The following is a 14,453-nucleotide window of genomic DNA, read 5'->3' as shown; positions in this document are numbered from 1 at the left end:
AAAACTGATAGTTAAAATCAATTATCTTTTTGACTAATAAACTTCTATACTGTTCGCCCAGTGTAAGTAAGATTGGATATGATGTTATTAAAGAAAAATCTGAGAATTTTTCATAACATTGAAATCAACTTAATTTGGTTGAACTCAATTTGGTTTTCTCTTAATAACAAGATCCCTTTTATGGGATTTTTTTGTATCTGAAGCACAGTCTTTATCAGAATCATTATTATGGAGTTACAATGAAAAACCATGTCCGCAGTTTTAAAACCTATATTCGTGATGAAATTATCAAAAAAGGTGGCTGGGTTAATGCCCATGCTCATGCTGACCGTGCTTTTACCATGACGCCTGAAAAAATTGGCATCTATCACAACAGTAATTTGCAACAAAAGTGGGATTTAGTTGATGAAGTGAAACGAACTTCTTCAGTAGATGATTATTATGCACGTTTTTGTCAATCTATTGAATTAATGATTTCACAAGGGGTAACAGCATTTGGTACATTTGTTGATATTGACCCAATTTGCGAAGATCGAGCAATTATTGCCGCACACAAAGCAAGAGATGTATATAAACACGATATTACACTGAAATTTGCGAATCAAACCTTGAAAGGCGTGATTGAACCTACTGCTCGGAAATGGTTTGATATTGGTGCCGAAATGGTTGATATGATTGGTGGCTTGCCTTACCGTGATGAATTAGATTATGGCCGAGGCTTAGAGGCTATGGATATTTTGTTAGATAAAGCAAAATCGCTTGGCATTATGTGTCACGTTCATGTGGATCAATTTAACACGCCAAAAGAAAAAGAAACGGAACAGCTATGCGATAAAACGATTGAACATGGTATGCAAGGGCAAGTAGTCGCGATTCATGGTATTTCTATTGGAGCTCACTCTAAAGATTATCGTTATAAACTTTATGAAAAAATGAGACAAGCTCAAATGATGATGATAGCCTGTCCTATGGCATGGATTGATAGCAATCGTAAAGAAGATTTAATGCCATTTCATAATGCATTAACTCCTGCAGATGAAATGATCCCAGAAGGAATTACAGTAGCAATTGGTACAGACAATATTTGTGATTACATGGTGCCACTTTGTGAGGGTGATATGTGGCAAGAACTCAGTTTGCTAGCGGCAGGTTGTCGCTTTCCTGATCTTGATGCAATGATCAATATTGCCAGTGTCAATGGTAGAAAAGTATTAGGATTAGACTAAATCTTGTAATTTTTCTCGTAAATCAACCGCACTTTGGCAAGTTTTAATGTAGGCAAAAAGCATATTTGCTTCGGGATATACTTTTCTCAAATACTGTAGCCACTGTTTGATACGAGCAACATGATAGAAGCCACTATCGTGTTCATTCTCCATATGAGCATACTTTTGCAGTAGTGGCATAACTTCATTATGCCAAAGGGATTTTTCCGCTTTGTACTTGATGACCTTACTTAAATTTGGAATATTTAATGCACCCCGTCCAATCATTAAATCATCACAGCCAGTGATTTTGCGACACCGTTCACTATCTTGCCAATTCCAAATTTCACCGTTAGCAATTACAGGAATGTGTAATTTTGACCGCACTTCACCAATTTTCTGCCAGTTGATACAACTTGCTTTATAGCCATCTATTTTAGTTCGACCGTGAATAGCAATTTCAGTCGCTCCACCTTGTTGTACCGCATCAGCAATTTCAAAAATTTGGTTATCGCAATCCCAACCTAATCTCACCTTTACACTGACAGCTAAATGCTCAGGTACTGCTTGACGAATAGCTTTAGTTGCTTGATAAATTAATTCAGGTTGCTTCAACAGCGAGGCTCCACCATTGCTACCATTCACTGTTTTTGATGGACAGCCACAATTTAAATCTATCCCTTTTGATCCTAACTCTACAGCACGAATTGCATTTTCTGCTAACCATTGTGGATATTGACCTAATAGTTGCACTCGCACAGGCGTGCCACTAGGTGTTAACCCTTGTTGCAACAATTCAGGGCAAAGTCGATAAAATACTTTAGCTGGTAAAAGTTGGTCAACTATACGTACAAATTCAGTGATACATAAATCATAGTCATTAATTTCAGTTAAAAGTGACCGCACTAAAGGATCAAGCACACCTTGCATCGGTGCTAAAATGACACGCATCGACTATTTTTCTCTATCATCAATACCAATCAAAAGGTATTCACCATTTACATTACATAGACTACGAAATCCAACATTAGTGATTTTATAAGGGCGATTGTGATTTATATTATATTGAAAATTATCATGATGATGCCCATGAAAAATGTGATTTACTCCCATGCTAACAGCTAGTTTATTGATCACTTCAAAACCTAAAGGATGCGGTTTGGGTGCTTCATGACTTATCAAAATGTCCGCTTGTTGTGTCTCTAGCGTTTCAAAGTCTGACGGAAAAATGGATGTACGATGACGAAGTGGAATTCCACCTCGCCAAAGTTTTTCAGGCGGACAATATTGACAATAATGAATAGGATCGAAAAAAAGTGGTTTATTTGGTGGTAGCCAAATTTGACCACGGAAAACGCCACCTATTCCCGCAATTCGTTTATCTTCAATTTGTACTACTTTGCCATGTAAATTACGCTGTTGCCACTGTGATCCCCAAATAGATTCGAACGCAGAAATCGTTTTACTATCGTGATTACCATGAATAAACCAAAGATCACAAAATTGAGCTAAATCTTCGAGTTCTTGCGGTGATTTTAGCTGTAGATCCCCTAAAATGATCAGTGATATTTTTTCACCGCACTTTATGAAAGGATAAAGATGTAAAAAACTACCATGGGGATCGCCCGCGAATAAAATCATGGTATTTTATTTCCCTTTGTCGTGAAAGTCAGAATGTTGATTTAAATTAAGTTCTGTTAATTCTTCTTCATTGAGAATTTTTTCTACAATTGATTTTACTTGATTATAGCGTTCTAAATAACTTGGTGATTCAATCTCAATATAAGGCACTTCATATTTTTCGAGTAATTTTTTCAATAATTGATGAAAATGTTGACGCTGTTTCTGATTTCCTAAACTACGTAATCCATCATTTACCCACTCTGTGTTATTATCGAGCAAAATAGTAATATCGAAAGGATACTCTCTAATCATTGAATCTAAAAATGGATGTGCTTTCCCCTCATATTGAATACAAAAAGCCTGCGTAGTAATAAAATCAGTATCAATAATAGCTACTTTATGAGCATGTCGAACGGCATAATCAATATAATGCTGATGACCTAATGCCATTTTAGGATAATCAGAATATTGCATTGCCTGCTCATCACCACCTAGTTTTTCAAACACAAACTCACGTCCATATTCCCAAGCTGAAGTTGTATTAAACACAGTAGCGAGTTTATTGACTAACACTGTTTTTCCGCTACTTTCACCGCCTAAAATTGCAATTGTTTTTGCAAAAAATGGACGAACTTCTTTCGGAATAAATTTCCAATATTGGAACGGGTTATTACGTATTTTAGTTGCTGAAACATTAAAAAATTGTCTTTCAGGATCAACTAATTTAACTTCTAAATTCAAATATTTTTCGTAAGGCTCTTTATCTTGTGCTTCGCTACTAAACACAATATTTGGAATGATATGTTTTTTATCAAATAGCTTTTTTACTCGAGCAGCCCAGCCTTCCCAGCCATTTGGATAACTTGGAATACCGTCTTCTACTAAATGGTGAATAAAAATTTGATTTTTTTGGTATTTAAAGATTTGTTGCATCCAACGTAAACGGTCTTGTACGGTTGGCATTCGTTTCATTTTGCTATCATGATAAAGTTTTAAATCTCGCTCAGTATCACTACAAACAATGACATGAACTTCATCTACTTTACTGAAAGCTTCATAGATCATATTAATATGCCCTGTGTGAACAGGATAGAATTTACCAAAAATTACGCCCACTTTTTTATTAGGTGGCTCAGTAATTTGTAACGCTTTATGTAAAGCTGTTAATTTAGATGCACTTGGATTTTTAATTTTACCGCTAACCAATTGATTAAAATAAGCTCTCGTGATGTTAGCTCGCTCACAAACTTCATTAACTTTTAAATTCAATTGTTTGCGTTTTTGCTGTAAATAGGAAAAAGCTGACATAATTTGATCTCTTATTAATAGTTATCTCAAAACACACCGCACTTTAGATGCCATAACAAGTTATTTATGCTCTTGCTGTGATAGTAATTGCTCAAATTGTTTTTCTAGCTCAGTTAATTTCTCTCTAGTTCTGATCAACACTTGAGTTTGAGCATCAAATTCTTCTCGAGTGACTAAATCTAGTTTAGCCAATTGTGATTGAAAAATTTGTTTTAATTTTGCTTCAACATCTTGCCCTAAATCTTTAACGCCTTGTGGTACAGCATCTTGAAACTGCTGAATAACTTGTTCAAGTTTTTTTGGATTAAGCATAATAACCTCATAATGTAACTGTTTAGCGTTATTGTATGAAATCTTAGTGCAAATAAAAACATTTTTTCTATATTAAGTTTACGTTATACTATGCAAACATTCTCAGGGCAGGGTGAAATTCCCTACCGGCGGTAATCGTTAAGTAAGCCCGCGAGCGTTTGTTTTTAACAAAGTCAGCAGATTTGGTGAAAATCCAAAGCCGACAGTCAAAGTCTGGATGGAAGAGAAGAAACAGGTTTTTACTAACCGATATGTTATTTGTTGTTTTCCCTAACGAGGCAATAACCTTTCCTTATGCCCTGATTCAAGTATCTATTTGATTATTAAGAGGATTTTACTATGAATCAGTCAATTTTAGCTCCATTTGGTACATCAGAGGAGCGAGTCTTAAATGCGATAGAAGCCTTTAAACAAGGTAATGGCGTGTTAGTTTTAGATGATGAAGATAGAGAAAATGAAGGCGATTTAATTTTCCCAGCACAAACTATTACACTTTCGCAAATGGCAACATTAATCCGTTACGGTAGCGGTATTGTTTGTTTATCTATTACAGAAGATTTTTGCCAAAAATTAGATCTACCGCCGATGGTGGAAGATAATACTAGTGTCAACAAAACGGCATTCACTGTTTCTATTGAAGCCGCACAAGGCGTTTCTACAGGTGTTTCCGCTTCTGATCGAGTTACAACAATTAAAGCGGTAGTTGCCGATGATGCCAAACCAGATGATTTACATCGTCCAGGTCATGTTTTTCCATTAAGAGCGATGGATGGCGGTGTATTAACACGACGGGGGCATACAGAAGCTTCCGTTGATTTAGCTCGCTTAGCAGGTTATAAATCAGCGAGCGTCATTTGTGAAATTACTAACGATGATGGAACGATGGCAAGAGCATTGGAAATTATTGAATTTTCAAAAAAATTTGGTTATCCAGTGATGACCATTGAAGATCTTGTGAACTATCGTTTAAAATATGATGTCTGAGATAGCTGTTAACTCATTGAGTTAAACTGACTCAGTTTTTAAATTTTAGTAGGAAAGTAAGTATGAAAAAGCGTATTTTAGGAACTTTAATTTTATTATTAACGGGGTGTGCGGTACATGTACCTAATCCACAATTAGGAACAGTTGTACCCGTCATTGTACATAACGATGGCACTTTATTAAACACCCCTATTTTTGTTTGTCGCATTAAACCATTTACACGAGAGTATCGCAGTGAACATCCTAGTCGTGGTTTAGCTAAATTAGATGTGCAAAAACAGTGTTTAGCGAATCACAACGAAATGTTTTGCCAAGAAAAAGATATTATTTGTAAACCGTATAACTAACGCTAACGAAAGAGAAAGAATTTTTACGTTCTTTCTCTTTCAGTTTTATTTTTTCTTTCCCTTTTTTTTCTACTTCTCGTTTTCTTTCCAACAGTTTTCTACAAAAGGGACAATTTTTTCTAAACAGCTTGAGATGGATATAACAGATAAATCCATTTGCACGGCTTTATCTGATGGCGGACAAAAAGCAAGATGACGTTGCGTATCGTTGATAGGTTGCCAACGTCGCGGAATTGCTGAAAGACGGCTTGGATAAAAACCGATAGTTGGCACATTCAATGCAGCACTTAAATGCAACGGACCTGTTGAGCCAGCAATAAATAAATCAGCACAGGCAAGCGAATGAGTAAAATCCACTAAACCCGCATTTTTATCATAAATAACGACCGCACTTTTATCGATTAAATCGGATCGAACTAAATTCGCTAATTCAGTTGCTTTCTCGCTTTCATTTGGTCCAGCTGTCAAGACAACATAGCAATCAAATTGTGTGAGTAATCCTTTGATCAGTTCAGCATATTGTTGTAGCGACAAATTATTTGCCGACCCCCCTGAACCACTATGAACAAAAACCCACTTTTTCTTATCAGTAATACCAAGTTGTTGGCATAACATCTCTTTTTGTTTTACTACCGCACTGGGTGACAAAGAAAGATAGGGTGGTGAAGGTTCACTAATTGGCATATCATGATCGCATAAAAATTTGCGAGCCAAATCCATGTTATAAACAAATTCAGGTTTTTCAGAACGAGAACGGCGTTGAGCCAAGCGATGATTATATAAAAACTGAAAGAGTTTAGTTGCAGGTGCTAAGCGATAGTTAATCCCACTTTGCGAAGTGAGTTTTGCGTTATACCAAGTGGAAACAAAACTAATCACTGCCTCAAAATGAGCATTTTTTATTTGAGCCAACACTTGTTTAAACGCCGCTTTATCTTCTTTATTGGAAGCGTCAATAATAATATCATCGATATAAGGGCAAATTTCTGCTAACGGAGCCGTATATTGTGGCACAAGTGCGGTGATTTTTAGCGACGGATTTGATTTTTTCAACAAAGCCAACGCAGGGAAAGCAAGCACAAAATCCCCTAATTTATCATTGCGAATAACGAGCAACTTTTGCATATAACACCTTAAGATAAACAACAATCACAAATTTTAACCGCACTTTTAAACAGCGAAAACAGGTAATATCCTGTTTTCACTCATCATTACTGCGGTAATGCTAAATTAGGTTCTTCTGGTTTTTCCACTTCACCAAATTGTTTATCTTTATTTGCTTGAATTAACACATCAGCTTGTTTGGCTAATTTTGTTAAATTCATTTTTTCATAAGCAGTTTTCATCAGTGGCAACGCTTCTAAAGTGGCTTGAGTGTCTGGATATTGATGTAACATACTTACTACACGGTTTGCCACTGCCACATGGGCGTTACGTTTTGCATAAAATTTAGCAATTTCTAATTCATGACGAGCAAGCCCCGCTTTAATGTAAGCCATACGAGCGACAGCGTCTTGTGCATAAGGGCTGTTAGGGAAATGTTGCACTAAAGTTTGAAAATTAGCGAACGCCGCTTTCATTGAAACCGTTTCACGAGTTGCACGATCTACTTTAAATAAATTTTGGAATAAATTTTCACCTGAAACGAAATTAGTTAAACCAGCCATATAAATGACATAATCAAGATGACGACTATTTGGGAACAACTTAATGAAGCGATCCGCTGCCACTAATGCTTTTGTGTAATCTTGAGCTTTATAATAAGCGTAAATTAAATTTAATTGAGCTTGTTCGCCGTAATTAGAAGCAGGAAAACGATTATGTAACGTTTCTAAATAACGAATAGCTTGTGAATAGCTACCGTCTTGTAAATAGTCTTGAGCAGTTTTATACAACTGTTGAACAGAGCTTTGTTCGATTTTATTTTCAGAGCTTGAACAACCAGCAATAAAAAGTGCGGTCATAATAGCTAAACCAAATGATTTAAATTTACGCATTGATTAATCCTTTTTTACGAGTAATGATAAATCGGTTACAATGTGCCTTATTTTATTAGAACATTGTTAAATAAGCAAAGTGTTAACGGATTTTATTTATGGCATTGATTACCTTATCTGCTGATGTGCAACCTCATCAAGCGGGTCAACGTTTAGACCAAACTTTAGCGGAATTGTTCCCTGACTACTCACGTTCTCGCTTGAAAACCTGGATTGAAAGTGAGCTAGTGAAAGTCAACGGTCAAATTCAATCTATTCCTCGTAGCAAAATTTACGGTAACGAAAGCATTGAAATTAACGTCGACATTGAAGATGAAACACGTTTTCAACCTGAAAATTTGCCACTGAATATCGTTTATGAAGACGAACACATTTTAGTGATTAACAAACCGAAAGATTTTGTCGTTCACCCTGGTGCGGGCAATGGCAGTGGCACCTTGCTCAATGCGTTGCTGTTTCATTATCAGACCATTGCGGAAGTGCCGAGAGCGGGTATTGTTCACCGTTTAGATAAAGACACCACGGGTTTAATGGTAGTAGCAAAAACGATCCCAGCCCAAACGAAATTAGTGCGAGATTTACAAAAACGTAAAATTACCCGTGAATATGAAGCCGTTGCATACGGCATTATGACACAAGGCGGCACGGTGGACGAACCAATGTCACGCCACCCGACAAAACGCACTCACATGGCGGTACATCCGCTGGGCAAACCTGCGGTAACGCACTATCGCATCATGGAGCGTTTTCGTAATTACACCCGATTGCGGTTACGCTTAGAAACGGGACGAACGCACCAAATTCGTGTGCATATGGCACACATTGCCCACCCTTTACTTGGTGATCAAACTTACGGCGGTCGTCCACGTCCACCTAAAAATGCATCAGAACAATTTTTAACCGCACTTAATCAATTTAAACGGCAAGCATTGCACGCCGTCATGTTGCGGTTACATCACCCGATAACTGGCGAGTTAATGGAATGGTATGCCCCCTTGCCAGAAGATTTTGTTAATTTAATCAACGCATTGAAAGAAGATTACAACTTACATAAAAGTGAATTAGATTATTAGGTGACATGATGAAAGCACTAAAAGCGAATTGGACAGTGGCAAATAACGTTACTGCATTTACCACTTTACGAACGGGCGGAGTGAGCTTACCGCCTTATGATAGTTTTAATTTAGGCGATCACGTTGGCGATGATGAAAGTGCGGTCAAAACCAACCGCACTTTGTTGGTGCAACAATTTGAGCTGCCACAAATGCCATTGTTTTTAAAACAAACGCACAGCACAAAAGTGATCCGCCTGCCGTATCGAGGCAAAGATTTTGAAGCTGACGCCGTTTACACCAACCAGCTCAACCAAGTTTGTGCGGTGATGACAGCGGATTGCTTGCCTGTGTTGTTTACTAACCGACGAGGCAATGAAGTTGCCGCCGCTCACGCGGGTTGGAAAGGGTTGTGTGACGGCGTGTTGGAAGAAACGGTACAACGTTTTCGTTGCGACGTGAGCGACATCATCGCTTGGCTAGGACCCGCGATTGGTCCGAATGCATTCCAAGTTAGCGATGATGTAATCGATCAATTTGTTGCACAAGATTACGCCTCTCGAGCAGCATTTAAGCAAGATCCTGAACACTCAAGCAAATATTTAGGCAATTTATATCTCATCGCTCGCCAACGGCTAAATCGGCTAGGCGTCACCGACATTTACGGTGGCGACCATTGCACTTATTTTGAAAGCGATCGCTTTTTCTCTTACCGTCGCAACAGAATCACAGGGCGAATGGCATCGCTTATTTGGTTTCGCTAACGATATTCACCGCACATAAGTGCGGTGCATTTATTCACTTTTTTATAATTTCTCAATTTCCGCAAACACCGCCTCAATTTTTTGCACAATGCGGTGTTGTTCGGCGGTCGGTGGTAGAGGGAAATAAGTGCTGTTAAGCTCTTCGATAGGTAATCCTTTTACAGTTAATCCTTGACCTTGTAGATTTAGAGTTTTGAAAAAATAAATTAAATATAATTTTTCAATATCATTAGGAAGAATAATGGCTCTTAGATCTTGGTTAATTGCTACATCAATTTTATTAATTGCTATTTTCCCCAATCCCATTCTAGTGCAAATAATCACATTATTTTTAGGAATAAGATTTGATGAGCTATTATTTAATCCTTCAGTGGAAATGCTATCTATTGTTGATGAGAAATATATATTGTCTTTATCAAGATCTTTTACACTAGCCCAAGGGACACTGCCATTCCAAAAATTAGGATTAGATTTGCTTGGGGTTCCTCCTCCAATATTTTCTAGAATAATATCCCCCAACCTCACCCACACCCAACTTTCTGGAATTTCAAAAGGGGGTTCGAACGCAGAAGCGGTAGCCGTTTTTTTGCTTTTTTTAATTTTCCCCTCAGCAATTAACCGCACTTTTTCCTTTTGAATGCGTTCAAGCAACACACTCGCAGGCTCATCATTCGGATCTTGTGCCACCAACTTGCCTTGAATCGCAAGCTGTAAAATCGCATTTTTTAATTGTTGTGCTTTCATTTTTTATTCTTAACCTGTTGATTTAATTGTTCAATTAAAACTAAATCGTCATTTTCTGCTTGTTCAGCTAACTGTTTTCGGCGTTTTTGTACGAAGTGTTCATATTGTTCGTGGGTAAATTGCAACATTTGTTTTCGTGTTCGATTTCCTTTATTTGCCAATACTTGAAAGCCAGCGTCTTCAATAATGCTATCAATGCGGTTACGCCAAAAAGTTAAGGTTAAATCTTGGCGATTTTTCGCTCGAAGTTCGGCACTTTCAAGGAAAATAACTGTTAATCGGTTAAGAGTATCAATTTCATCTTTATTCAAATAATTTTTAGCAATTATAATATCCGCTTTTAATACTTTTTCACCGCTCCAGCTAGTTAAGCCCATATTCGGTTTCTGAGCATCTGCTCGTTGACAAATAAGTTCTGCGGCGGTTCGATGTGTTACTGCATAAATCAATTTATTTTGAGCTTCAGCAAAAAACATTTCCGTGGCTTTATCCGTCTTATCGTAATCACTAGATAGCTTAAATAATTCTCGCACTTTTTGATAAAAACGCATTTCACTGGCTCGAATATCCCGTATTCGTTCGAGAAGTTCATCGAAATGATCCACTCGTCCGTTTGGGTTTTTTAGCCGTTCATCGTCCATTAAAAAACCCTTTTCAAGATAGTTTTTTAGACTGGTGTTTGCCCAACGACGAAATTGCGATCCCCGTGGGCTACGCACACGGAATCCAAGGGCTAAAATCATTGCAAGTGAATAATGTTTTACATTGTAATTTTTACCATCAGTGGCAGTTATAAAGAAATCCTTTATAACTGAATTTTTATCTAACTCATTGTCCTGTAATATATTTTTTATATGTAAGCCTATATTTTGAGCTGAGGTGTCAAAAAGTTCTGCAAGCTGATGTTGTGTAAGCCATACATCGCCATCTACGGCAAAAAGTGACACTTTGCTTTTGCCGTCTTCGGTATTGTAAATGATTAAATTGGACATTTTTTCTCCTACAGTTTAATCCCTAGCATATTGCTAATTTCCGCTAAAATCTGATCAATATCCGCATTGTAAGCAGTGCGTTTTTGTTGATAATCGGTAATCAGTTGATCTGGCGGTAAAATTTCCTCTTCTTCATGGGGAAATCCGCATAAATCAAGATTGTATTGACGTTCGATAATCTCTTGTACGCTAAAACATTTTGCTTTATCAAAACCGTCAATTTCAATCGCTTGACGATTTTCCCACCATTCTATTACTTCGTGAAAGTGTGCTAATTTCATTGGTTTTGTTTTTGAGAAATTTTTATAACCTTGTGGCATATCAAGGCGATATACCCAAGTTTCACGGGTTGGCTCAGTTTTATCAAAAAACAAAATGTTAGTTGTGATAGACGTGTAAGGGGCAAACACGCTATGCGGTAAGCGAATGATAGTGTGTAAATTAAATTCCTCTAGCAGTTTTTTCTTGATTGCTATTTTGGCGTTATCTGTACCAAAGAGGAAGCCGTCAGGCAGCACCACCGCCGCTCGTCCGTTCTGTTTTAACCGATACATTATCACCGACATAAATAAATCCGCCGTTTCGCTACTGCGTAATGCGGTTGGAAAATGCTTTTTAATTTGTTCAATTTCTGAACCACCATAAGGCGGGTTCATTAAAATGAGATCAAATTTGTCTTTTTCAGTGTATTCTTTCACCGATTTTTCAAGGGCGTTGTCGTGATGAATATTTGGGTTGTCAATATCGTGTAACAATAAATTAGTAATGCACAGTAAATGCGGTAGGGCTTTTTTTTCGATGCCGTAAACGGAATTATTGAATAAAGTGCGGTCAGAAACCGTTTGAATTTGACTTTCCAACGCTTTCAGTGCGGAAGTTAAAAAACCGCCAGTGCCACAAGCAAAATCAGCAATTCGTTCACCCAATTTTGGCTTAACTGCTTCTACCATGAAATCTGTTACGGCACGGGGCGTATAAAATTCCCCTGCATTTCCCGCACTTTGTAAGCTTTTCAAGATATTTTCATAAATATCACCAAAGGCGTGGCGTTCTTGATAGTGAGAAAAATCAATTTCGTTGATGATGTTGATCACTTGACGCAACAATACGCCGTTTTTCATGTAGTTGTTGTTATCTTCAAAAGCAGAACGAATAATCCGCTGGTTCATGGGTGTGTCTGGCGAAATAGTGAGGTTTTTCAATGTAGGGAAAAGTGTGTTATTGACGAAAGAAAGCAATTCATCACCTGTCATCGCTTTGCCGTCTTTTTTGTCTTCCGCCCAGTTTTGCCAACGTAAAGAATTAGGTAGAATGGAACGATAATCATCGTCAATTAATTCCCATTCTTGCTCTTTTGCATCGTAAATTTTTAAAAATAAAATCCACACGATTTGTTCAATTCGCTGTGCATCACCGTTGATCCCTGCATCATTACGCATTACATCTTGCAGGCGTTTTACTATGTTGTTGAGACTCATTTAGTGTCCTTGTTTTGTTTTCTATTGTTGTTATCAACTAACCATCAAACAAAAGATATTGCCCTGTTTGTTTTTTGTTCTATTAATCAAATAACCATCAAATAAGAAACGTATTATAAATCAATATATTATGATATTTTTCTAGTGATGATATTACTTTTAATCAAATAAATTATGCCCAATATGGAATATATTTGGCGTATTTTTTTGATTTTGCATCAGGATCATCATTTTTAATAAGGTTCTCAGATAGCGTTTCACTAATGATTCGGGATACAATTGCAGAATTACGGTCATCAATTTTAAAACGCTCTCGTAGAGATTGATTCGTCATTTTTTCATTATTGACATAACACAAGCAACAGTGCTGATATGTTGCTCGGATTTTATCTTTCTTGCTCATTCTATTTAATGCTTGGTGAGCATATAAGATCGTTTTAGTATGTTTGTTTTGTACAATGAAATTAGGAGCAGGTAATTGAAATGCTTCTACCCAAGAGATTACTTTATCAATACCACTACCTTTTTCTTCACAAATTCTTGCTCGGCGAAGTACATCAGCAAGTTTTTCGTTCCTTGATTGATATTCATCAATGAAACGATCTGGCACAATAAGTGGTAAACCTGCATTTGAGATTTCAATACGATCGCTAAAAATCTCAACCATTGGGAAACCTTTTTCATTAAAATCTTGATGGATTAAGGCGTTTGCGATTAATTCACGAATAGCAATTTCAGGGTACATTCTGATTTCTTCTCGCAGTGCTTGACCAATGATTTCATTGGAAGGAAGCTGACCATTTATCCAAGCGATGAGATTTTTAAAGCCAACGGCATATCCTTTATTTTCTATTACTTCTCGAACAGTATTTAATTTATTCTTACTTTCATAAACAATTACGCGAACTGCTTTTCGTTTTAATTGTTCAAAATAGTTAAGATCTTTAGCAAACAATAACGCACCAAGATTAGTGATGTTATAACGACCATCTGTATTTAAAAGAATAAATTTTTCGGAGCAGAATTTTTCTAATACCCCTTTTCTATTACTTGGGTATGGGATTTTCATCAGCTCAAAATATGATTGCGTATCAAGTAATTCAATAATCTGATCTGGTTGTAAATTTTCTTGAGCAATGCGTTCTTCAAAGATGTTATTAGTACTGTTTTTCCAAATTTTTCTTGCTTTTTCTGGAAATTCATTCAGTTTACGAGTATATGAACCAACTCGAATATAAGCAGTGTGTGAAAACTCAACGGGTTGATTATAAGTAGCAGGAATTTTAAATAAGGAGATAGGTTTATCTTCATATTCAAATTCTTCAATAGTGAAATCAACTCGTGGATTCAGTCTTTGGGCTAACCAATTTTCAAGTTCTTCCTTACTGTCCTTCCTCTTTTCTCCCTTAGCTTTGGCAGATTTAGGCTTAAAATGAGTGCCTATAATATTATGTGTTTTATCTTCAACACCAAAAACTAAATAAGCATAATTTTGTTGATGAATGCAAGCTGCATTAGAAAGTGCAGAAATTCGTTGACCGATTTCAGCATCTGAATGGTAATTGAGTTTAAATTCTAGCCACTCACTTTCATTCGGTTGATTTACTAAGGACTTTAGTAATTGTTGCAATTCTTCTGTTTTCATAG

Annotated in this window: 15 protein-coding genes and 1 riboswitch; of the genes, 5 read left to right on the top strand and 10 right to left on the bottom strand. The window is 36.9% G+C overall.

Annotation, left to right across the window (positions count from 1 at the left end; genetic code table 11):
- Positions 1-239 precede the first annotated feature (239 nt).
- Positions 240-1,226, top strand: coding sequence for an amidohydrolase family protein (locus tag ACFQ02_RS04635; RefSeq protein ID WP_380819934.1), 987 nt, complete (start codon positions 240-242; stop codon positions 1,224-1,226).
- On the opposite strand, the gene dusC is transcribed toward ACFQ02_RS04635, so the two are convergent.
- Genes dusC through ubiK form a run of 4 tightly spaced genes read right to left on the bottom strand, consistent with a single transcriptional unit; the run spans position 1,218 to position 4,448 of the window.
- On the bottom strand, positions 1,218-2,156 hold the full coding sequence (gene dusC / locus ACFQ02_RS04630; protein WP_380819931.1) for a tRNA dihydrouridine(16) synthase DusC: 939 nt from the start codon (positions 2,154-2,156) through the stop codon (positions 1,218-1,220). The two genes, ACFQ02_RS04635 and dusC, sit on opposite strands and share 9 nt — an antisense overlap.
- Positions 2,157-2,159: 3 nt before the next feature.
- Complete coding sequence (locus ACFQ02_RS04625) at positions 2,160-2,846, bottom strand: metallophosphoesterase family protein (RefSeq protein WP_380819928.1); 687 nt, start codon at positions 2,844-2,846, stop codon at positions 2,160-2,162.
- Positions 2,847-2,852: 6 nt separating this feature from the next.
- Positions 2,853-4,136, bottom strand: coding sequence for a multifunctional transcriptional regulator/nicotinamide-nucleotide adenylyltransferase/ribosylnicotinamide kinase NadR (gene nadR, locus ACFQ02_RS04620; protein ID WP_380819925.1), 1,284 nt, complete (start codon positions 4,134-4,136; stop codon positions 2,853-2,855).
- Positions 4,137-4,196: 60 nt separating this feature from the next.
- Positions 4,197-4,448, bottom strand: coding sequence for a ubiquinone biosynthesis accessory factor UbiK (gene ubiK / locus ACFQ02_RS04615; RefSeq protein ID WP_380819924.1), 252 nt, complete (start codon positions 4,446-4,448; stop codon positions 4,197-4,199).
- A 94-nt stretch (positions 4,449-4,542) separates the two neighbouring features.
- A riboswitch (FMN riboswitch) is annotated at positions 4,543-4,681 on the top strand.
- A 106-nt stretch (positions 4,682-4,787) separates the two neighbouring features.
- On the opposite strand from ubiK, the gene ribB reads away from it, so the two are divergent.
- Both ribB and ACFQ02_RS04605 read left to right on the top strand, forming a co-directional pair.
- The gene (gene ribB, locus ACFQ02_RS04610) at positions 4,788-5,432 is read left to right on the top strand and encodes a 3,4-dihydroxy-2-butanone-4-phosphate synthase (protein ID WP_380819920.1); all 645 of its coding nucleotides are present in this window, start codon (positions 4,788-4,790) and stop codon (positions 5,430-5,432) included.
- A gap of 62 nt (positions 5,433-5,494) precedes the next feature.
- The gene (locus tag ACFQ02_RS04605) at positions 5,495-5,779 is read left to right on the top strand and encodes a hypothetical protein (protein WP_380819918.1); all 285 of its coding nucleotides are present in this window, start codon (positions 5,495-5,497) and stop codon (positions 5,777-5,779) included.
- A 69-nt stretch (positions 5,780-5,848) separates the two neighbouring features.
- Here ACFQ02_RS04605 and ACFQ02_RS04600 read toward each other — a convergent pair whose 3' ends face one another.
- Together ACFQ02_RS04600 and ACFQ02_RS04595 are read right to left on the bottom strand one after the other, a co-directional pair.
- Entirely contained in the window at positions 5,849-6,904 is a 1,056-nt protein-coding gene (locus ACFQ02_RS04600) for a glycosyltransferase family 9 protein (RefSeq protein ID WP_380819915.1), read from the bottom strand.
- Positions 6,905-6,990: 86 nt separating this feature from the next.
- On the bottom strand, positions 6,991-7,776 hold the full coding sequence (locus ACFQ02_RS04595) for an outer membrane protein assembly factor BamD (RefSeq protein WP_380819914.1): 786 nt from the start codon (positions 7,774-7,776) through the stop codon (positions 6,991-6,993).
- A gap of 98 nt (positions 7,777-7,874) precedes the next feature.
- Between ACFQ02_RS04595 and rluD the strand changes: the two genes are divergently transcribed.
- On the top strand, positions 7,875-8,849 hold the full coding sequence (rluD, locus tag ACFQ02_RS04590) for a 23S rRNA pseudouridine(1911/1915/1917) synthase RluD (protein WP_380819912.1): 975 nt from the start codon (positions 7,875-7,877) through the stop codon (positions 8,847-8,849).
- 8 nt (positions 8,850-8,857) lie between these two features.
- Positions 8,858-9,592: a peptidoglycan editing factor PgeF gene (gene pgeF / locus ACFQ02_RS04585; protein WP_380819910.1), complete on the top strand. Its 735-nt coding sequence runs from the start codon at positions 8,858-8,860 to the stop codon at positions 9,590-9,592.
- Positions 9,593-9,634: 42 nt separating this feature from the next.
- On the opposite strand, the gene ACFQ02_RS04580 is transcribed toward pgeF, so the two are convergent.
- From ACFQ02_RS04580 to ACFQ02_RS04565, 4 genes are all read right to left on the bottom strand, one after another.
- The gene (locus tag ACFQ02_RS04580) at positions 9,635-10,336 is read right to left on the bottom strand and encodes a restriction endonuclease subunit S (RefSeq protein ID WP_380819907.1); all 702 of its coding nucleotides are present in this window, start codon (positions 10,334-10,336) and stop codon (positions 9,635-9,637) included.
- Complete coding sequence (locus ACFQ02_RS04575) at positions 10,333-11,328, bottom strand: virulence RhuM family protein (RefSeq protein ID WP_380819905.1); 996 nt, start codon at positions 11,326-11,328, stop codon at positions 10,333-10,335. The genes ACFQ02_RS04580 and ACFQ02_RS04575 overlap by 4 nt, the downstream gene beginning before the upstream one ends.
- Before the next feature lie 8 nt (positions 11,329-11,336).
- Positions 11,337-12,806, bottom strand: coding sequence for a class I SAM-dependent DNA methyltransferase (locus ACFQ02_RS04570; protein WP_380819903.1), 1,470 nt, complete (start codon positions 12,804-12,806; stop codon positions 11,337-11,339).
- 172 nt (positions 12,807-12,978) lie between these two features.
- Positions 12,979-14,451: an RNA-binding domain-containing protein gene (locus ACFQ02_RS04565; protein WP_380819901.1), complete on the bottom strand. Its 1,473-nt coding sequence runs from the start codon at positions 14,449-14,451 to the stop codon at positions 12,979-12,981.
- Positions 14,452-14,453 lie beyond the last annotated feature (2 nt).

The sequence above is a fragment of the Seminibacterium arietis genome, assembly GCF_042675725.1.
GTDB lineage: Bacteria > Pseudomonadota > Gammaproteobacteria > Enterobacterales > Pasteurellaceae > Seminibacterium > Seminibacterium arietis.
This window is presented reverse-complemented; position numbering and strand designations above follow the sequence as displayed.

Excerpts from the sequence above, each read along its gene's own strand:
- ACFQ02_RS04565 (WP_380819901.1), bottom strand. The coding sequence starts at position 14,451 with ATGAAAACAGAAGAATTGCAACAATTACTAAAGTCCTTAGTAAATCAA.
- ACFQ02_RS04600 (WP_380819915.1), bottom strand. The coding sequence starts at position 6,904 with ATGCAAAAGTTGCTCGTTATTCGCAATGATAAATTAGGGGATTTTGTG.
- ACFQ02_RS04595 (WP_380819914.1), bottom strand. The coding sequence starts at position 7,776 with ATGCGTAAATTTAAATCATTTGGTTTAGCTATTATGACCGCACTTTTT.
- ACFQ02_RS04625 (WP_380819928.1), bottom strand. The coding sequence starts at position 2,846 with ATGATTTTATTCGCGGGCGATCCCCATGGTAGTTTTTTACATCTTTAT.
- ACFQ02_RS04575 (WP_380819905.1), bottom strand. The coding sequence starts at position 11,328 with ATGTCCAATTTAATCATTTACAATACCGAAGACGGCAAAAGCAAAGTG.
- ACFQ02_RS04580 (WP_380819907.1), bottom strand. The coding sequence starts at position 10,336 with ATGAAAGCACAACAATTAAAAAATGCGATTTTACAGCTTGCGATTCAA.
- ribB (WP_380819920.1), top strand. The coding sequence starts at position 4,788 with ATGAATCAGTCAATTTTAGCTCCATTTGGTACATCAGAGGAGCGAGTC.
- ACFQ02_RS04605 (WP_380819918.1), top strand. The coding sequence starts at position 5,495 with ATGAAAAAGCGTATTTTAGGAACTTTAATTTTATTATTAACGGGGTGT.
- ubiK (WP_380819924.1), bottom strand. The coding sequence starts at position 4,448 with ATGCTTAATCCAAAAAAACTTGAACAAGTTATTCAGCAGTTTCAAGAT.
- nadR (WP_380819925.1), bottom strand. The coding sequence starts at position 4,136 with ATGTCAGCTTTTTCCTATTTACAGCAAAAACGCAAACAATTGAATTTA.
- ACFQ02_RS04570 (WP_380819903.1), bottom strand. The coding sequence starts at position 12,806 with ATGAGTCTCAACAACATAGTAAAACGCCTGCAAGATGTAATGCGTAAT.
- dusC (WP_380819931.1), bottom strand. The coding sequence starts at position 2,156 with ATGCGTGTCATTTTAGCACCGATGCAAGGTGTGCTTGATCCTTTAGTG.
- rluD (WP_380819912.1), top strand. The coding sequence starts at position 7,875 with ATGGCATTGATTACCTTATCTGCTGATGTGCAACCTCATCAAGCGGGT.
- pgeF (WP_380819910.1), top strand. The coding sequence starts at position 8,858 with ATGAAAGCACTAAAAGCGAATTGGACAGTGGCAAATAACGTTACTGCA.
- ACFQ02_RS04635 (WP_380819934.1), top strand. The coding sequence starts at position 240 with ATGAAAAACCATGTCCGCAGTTTTAAAACCTATATTCGTGATGAAATT.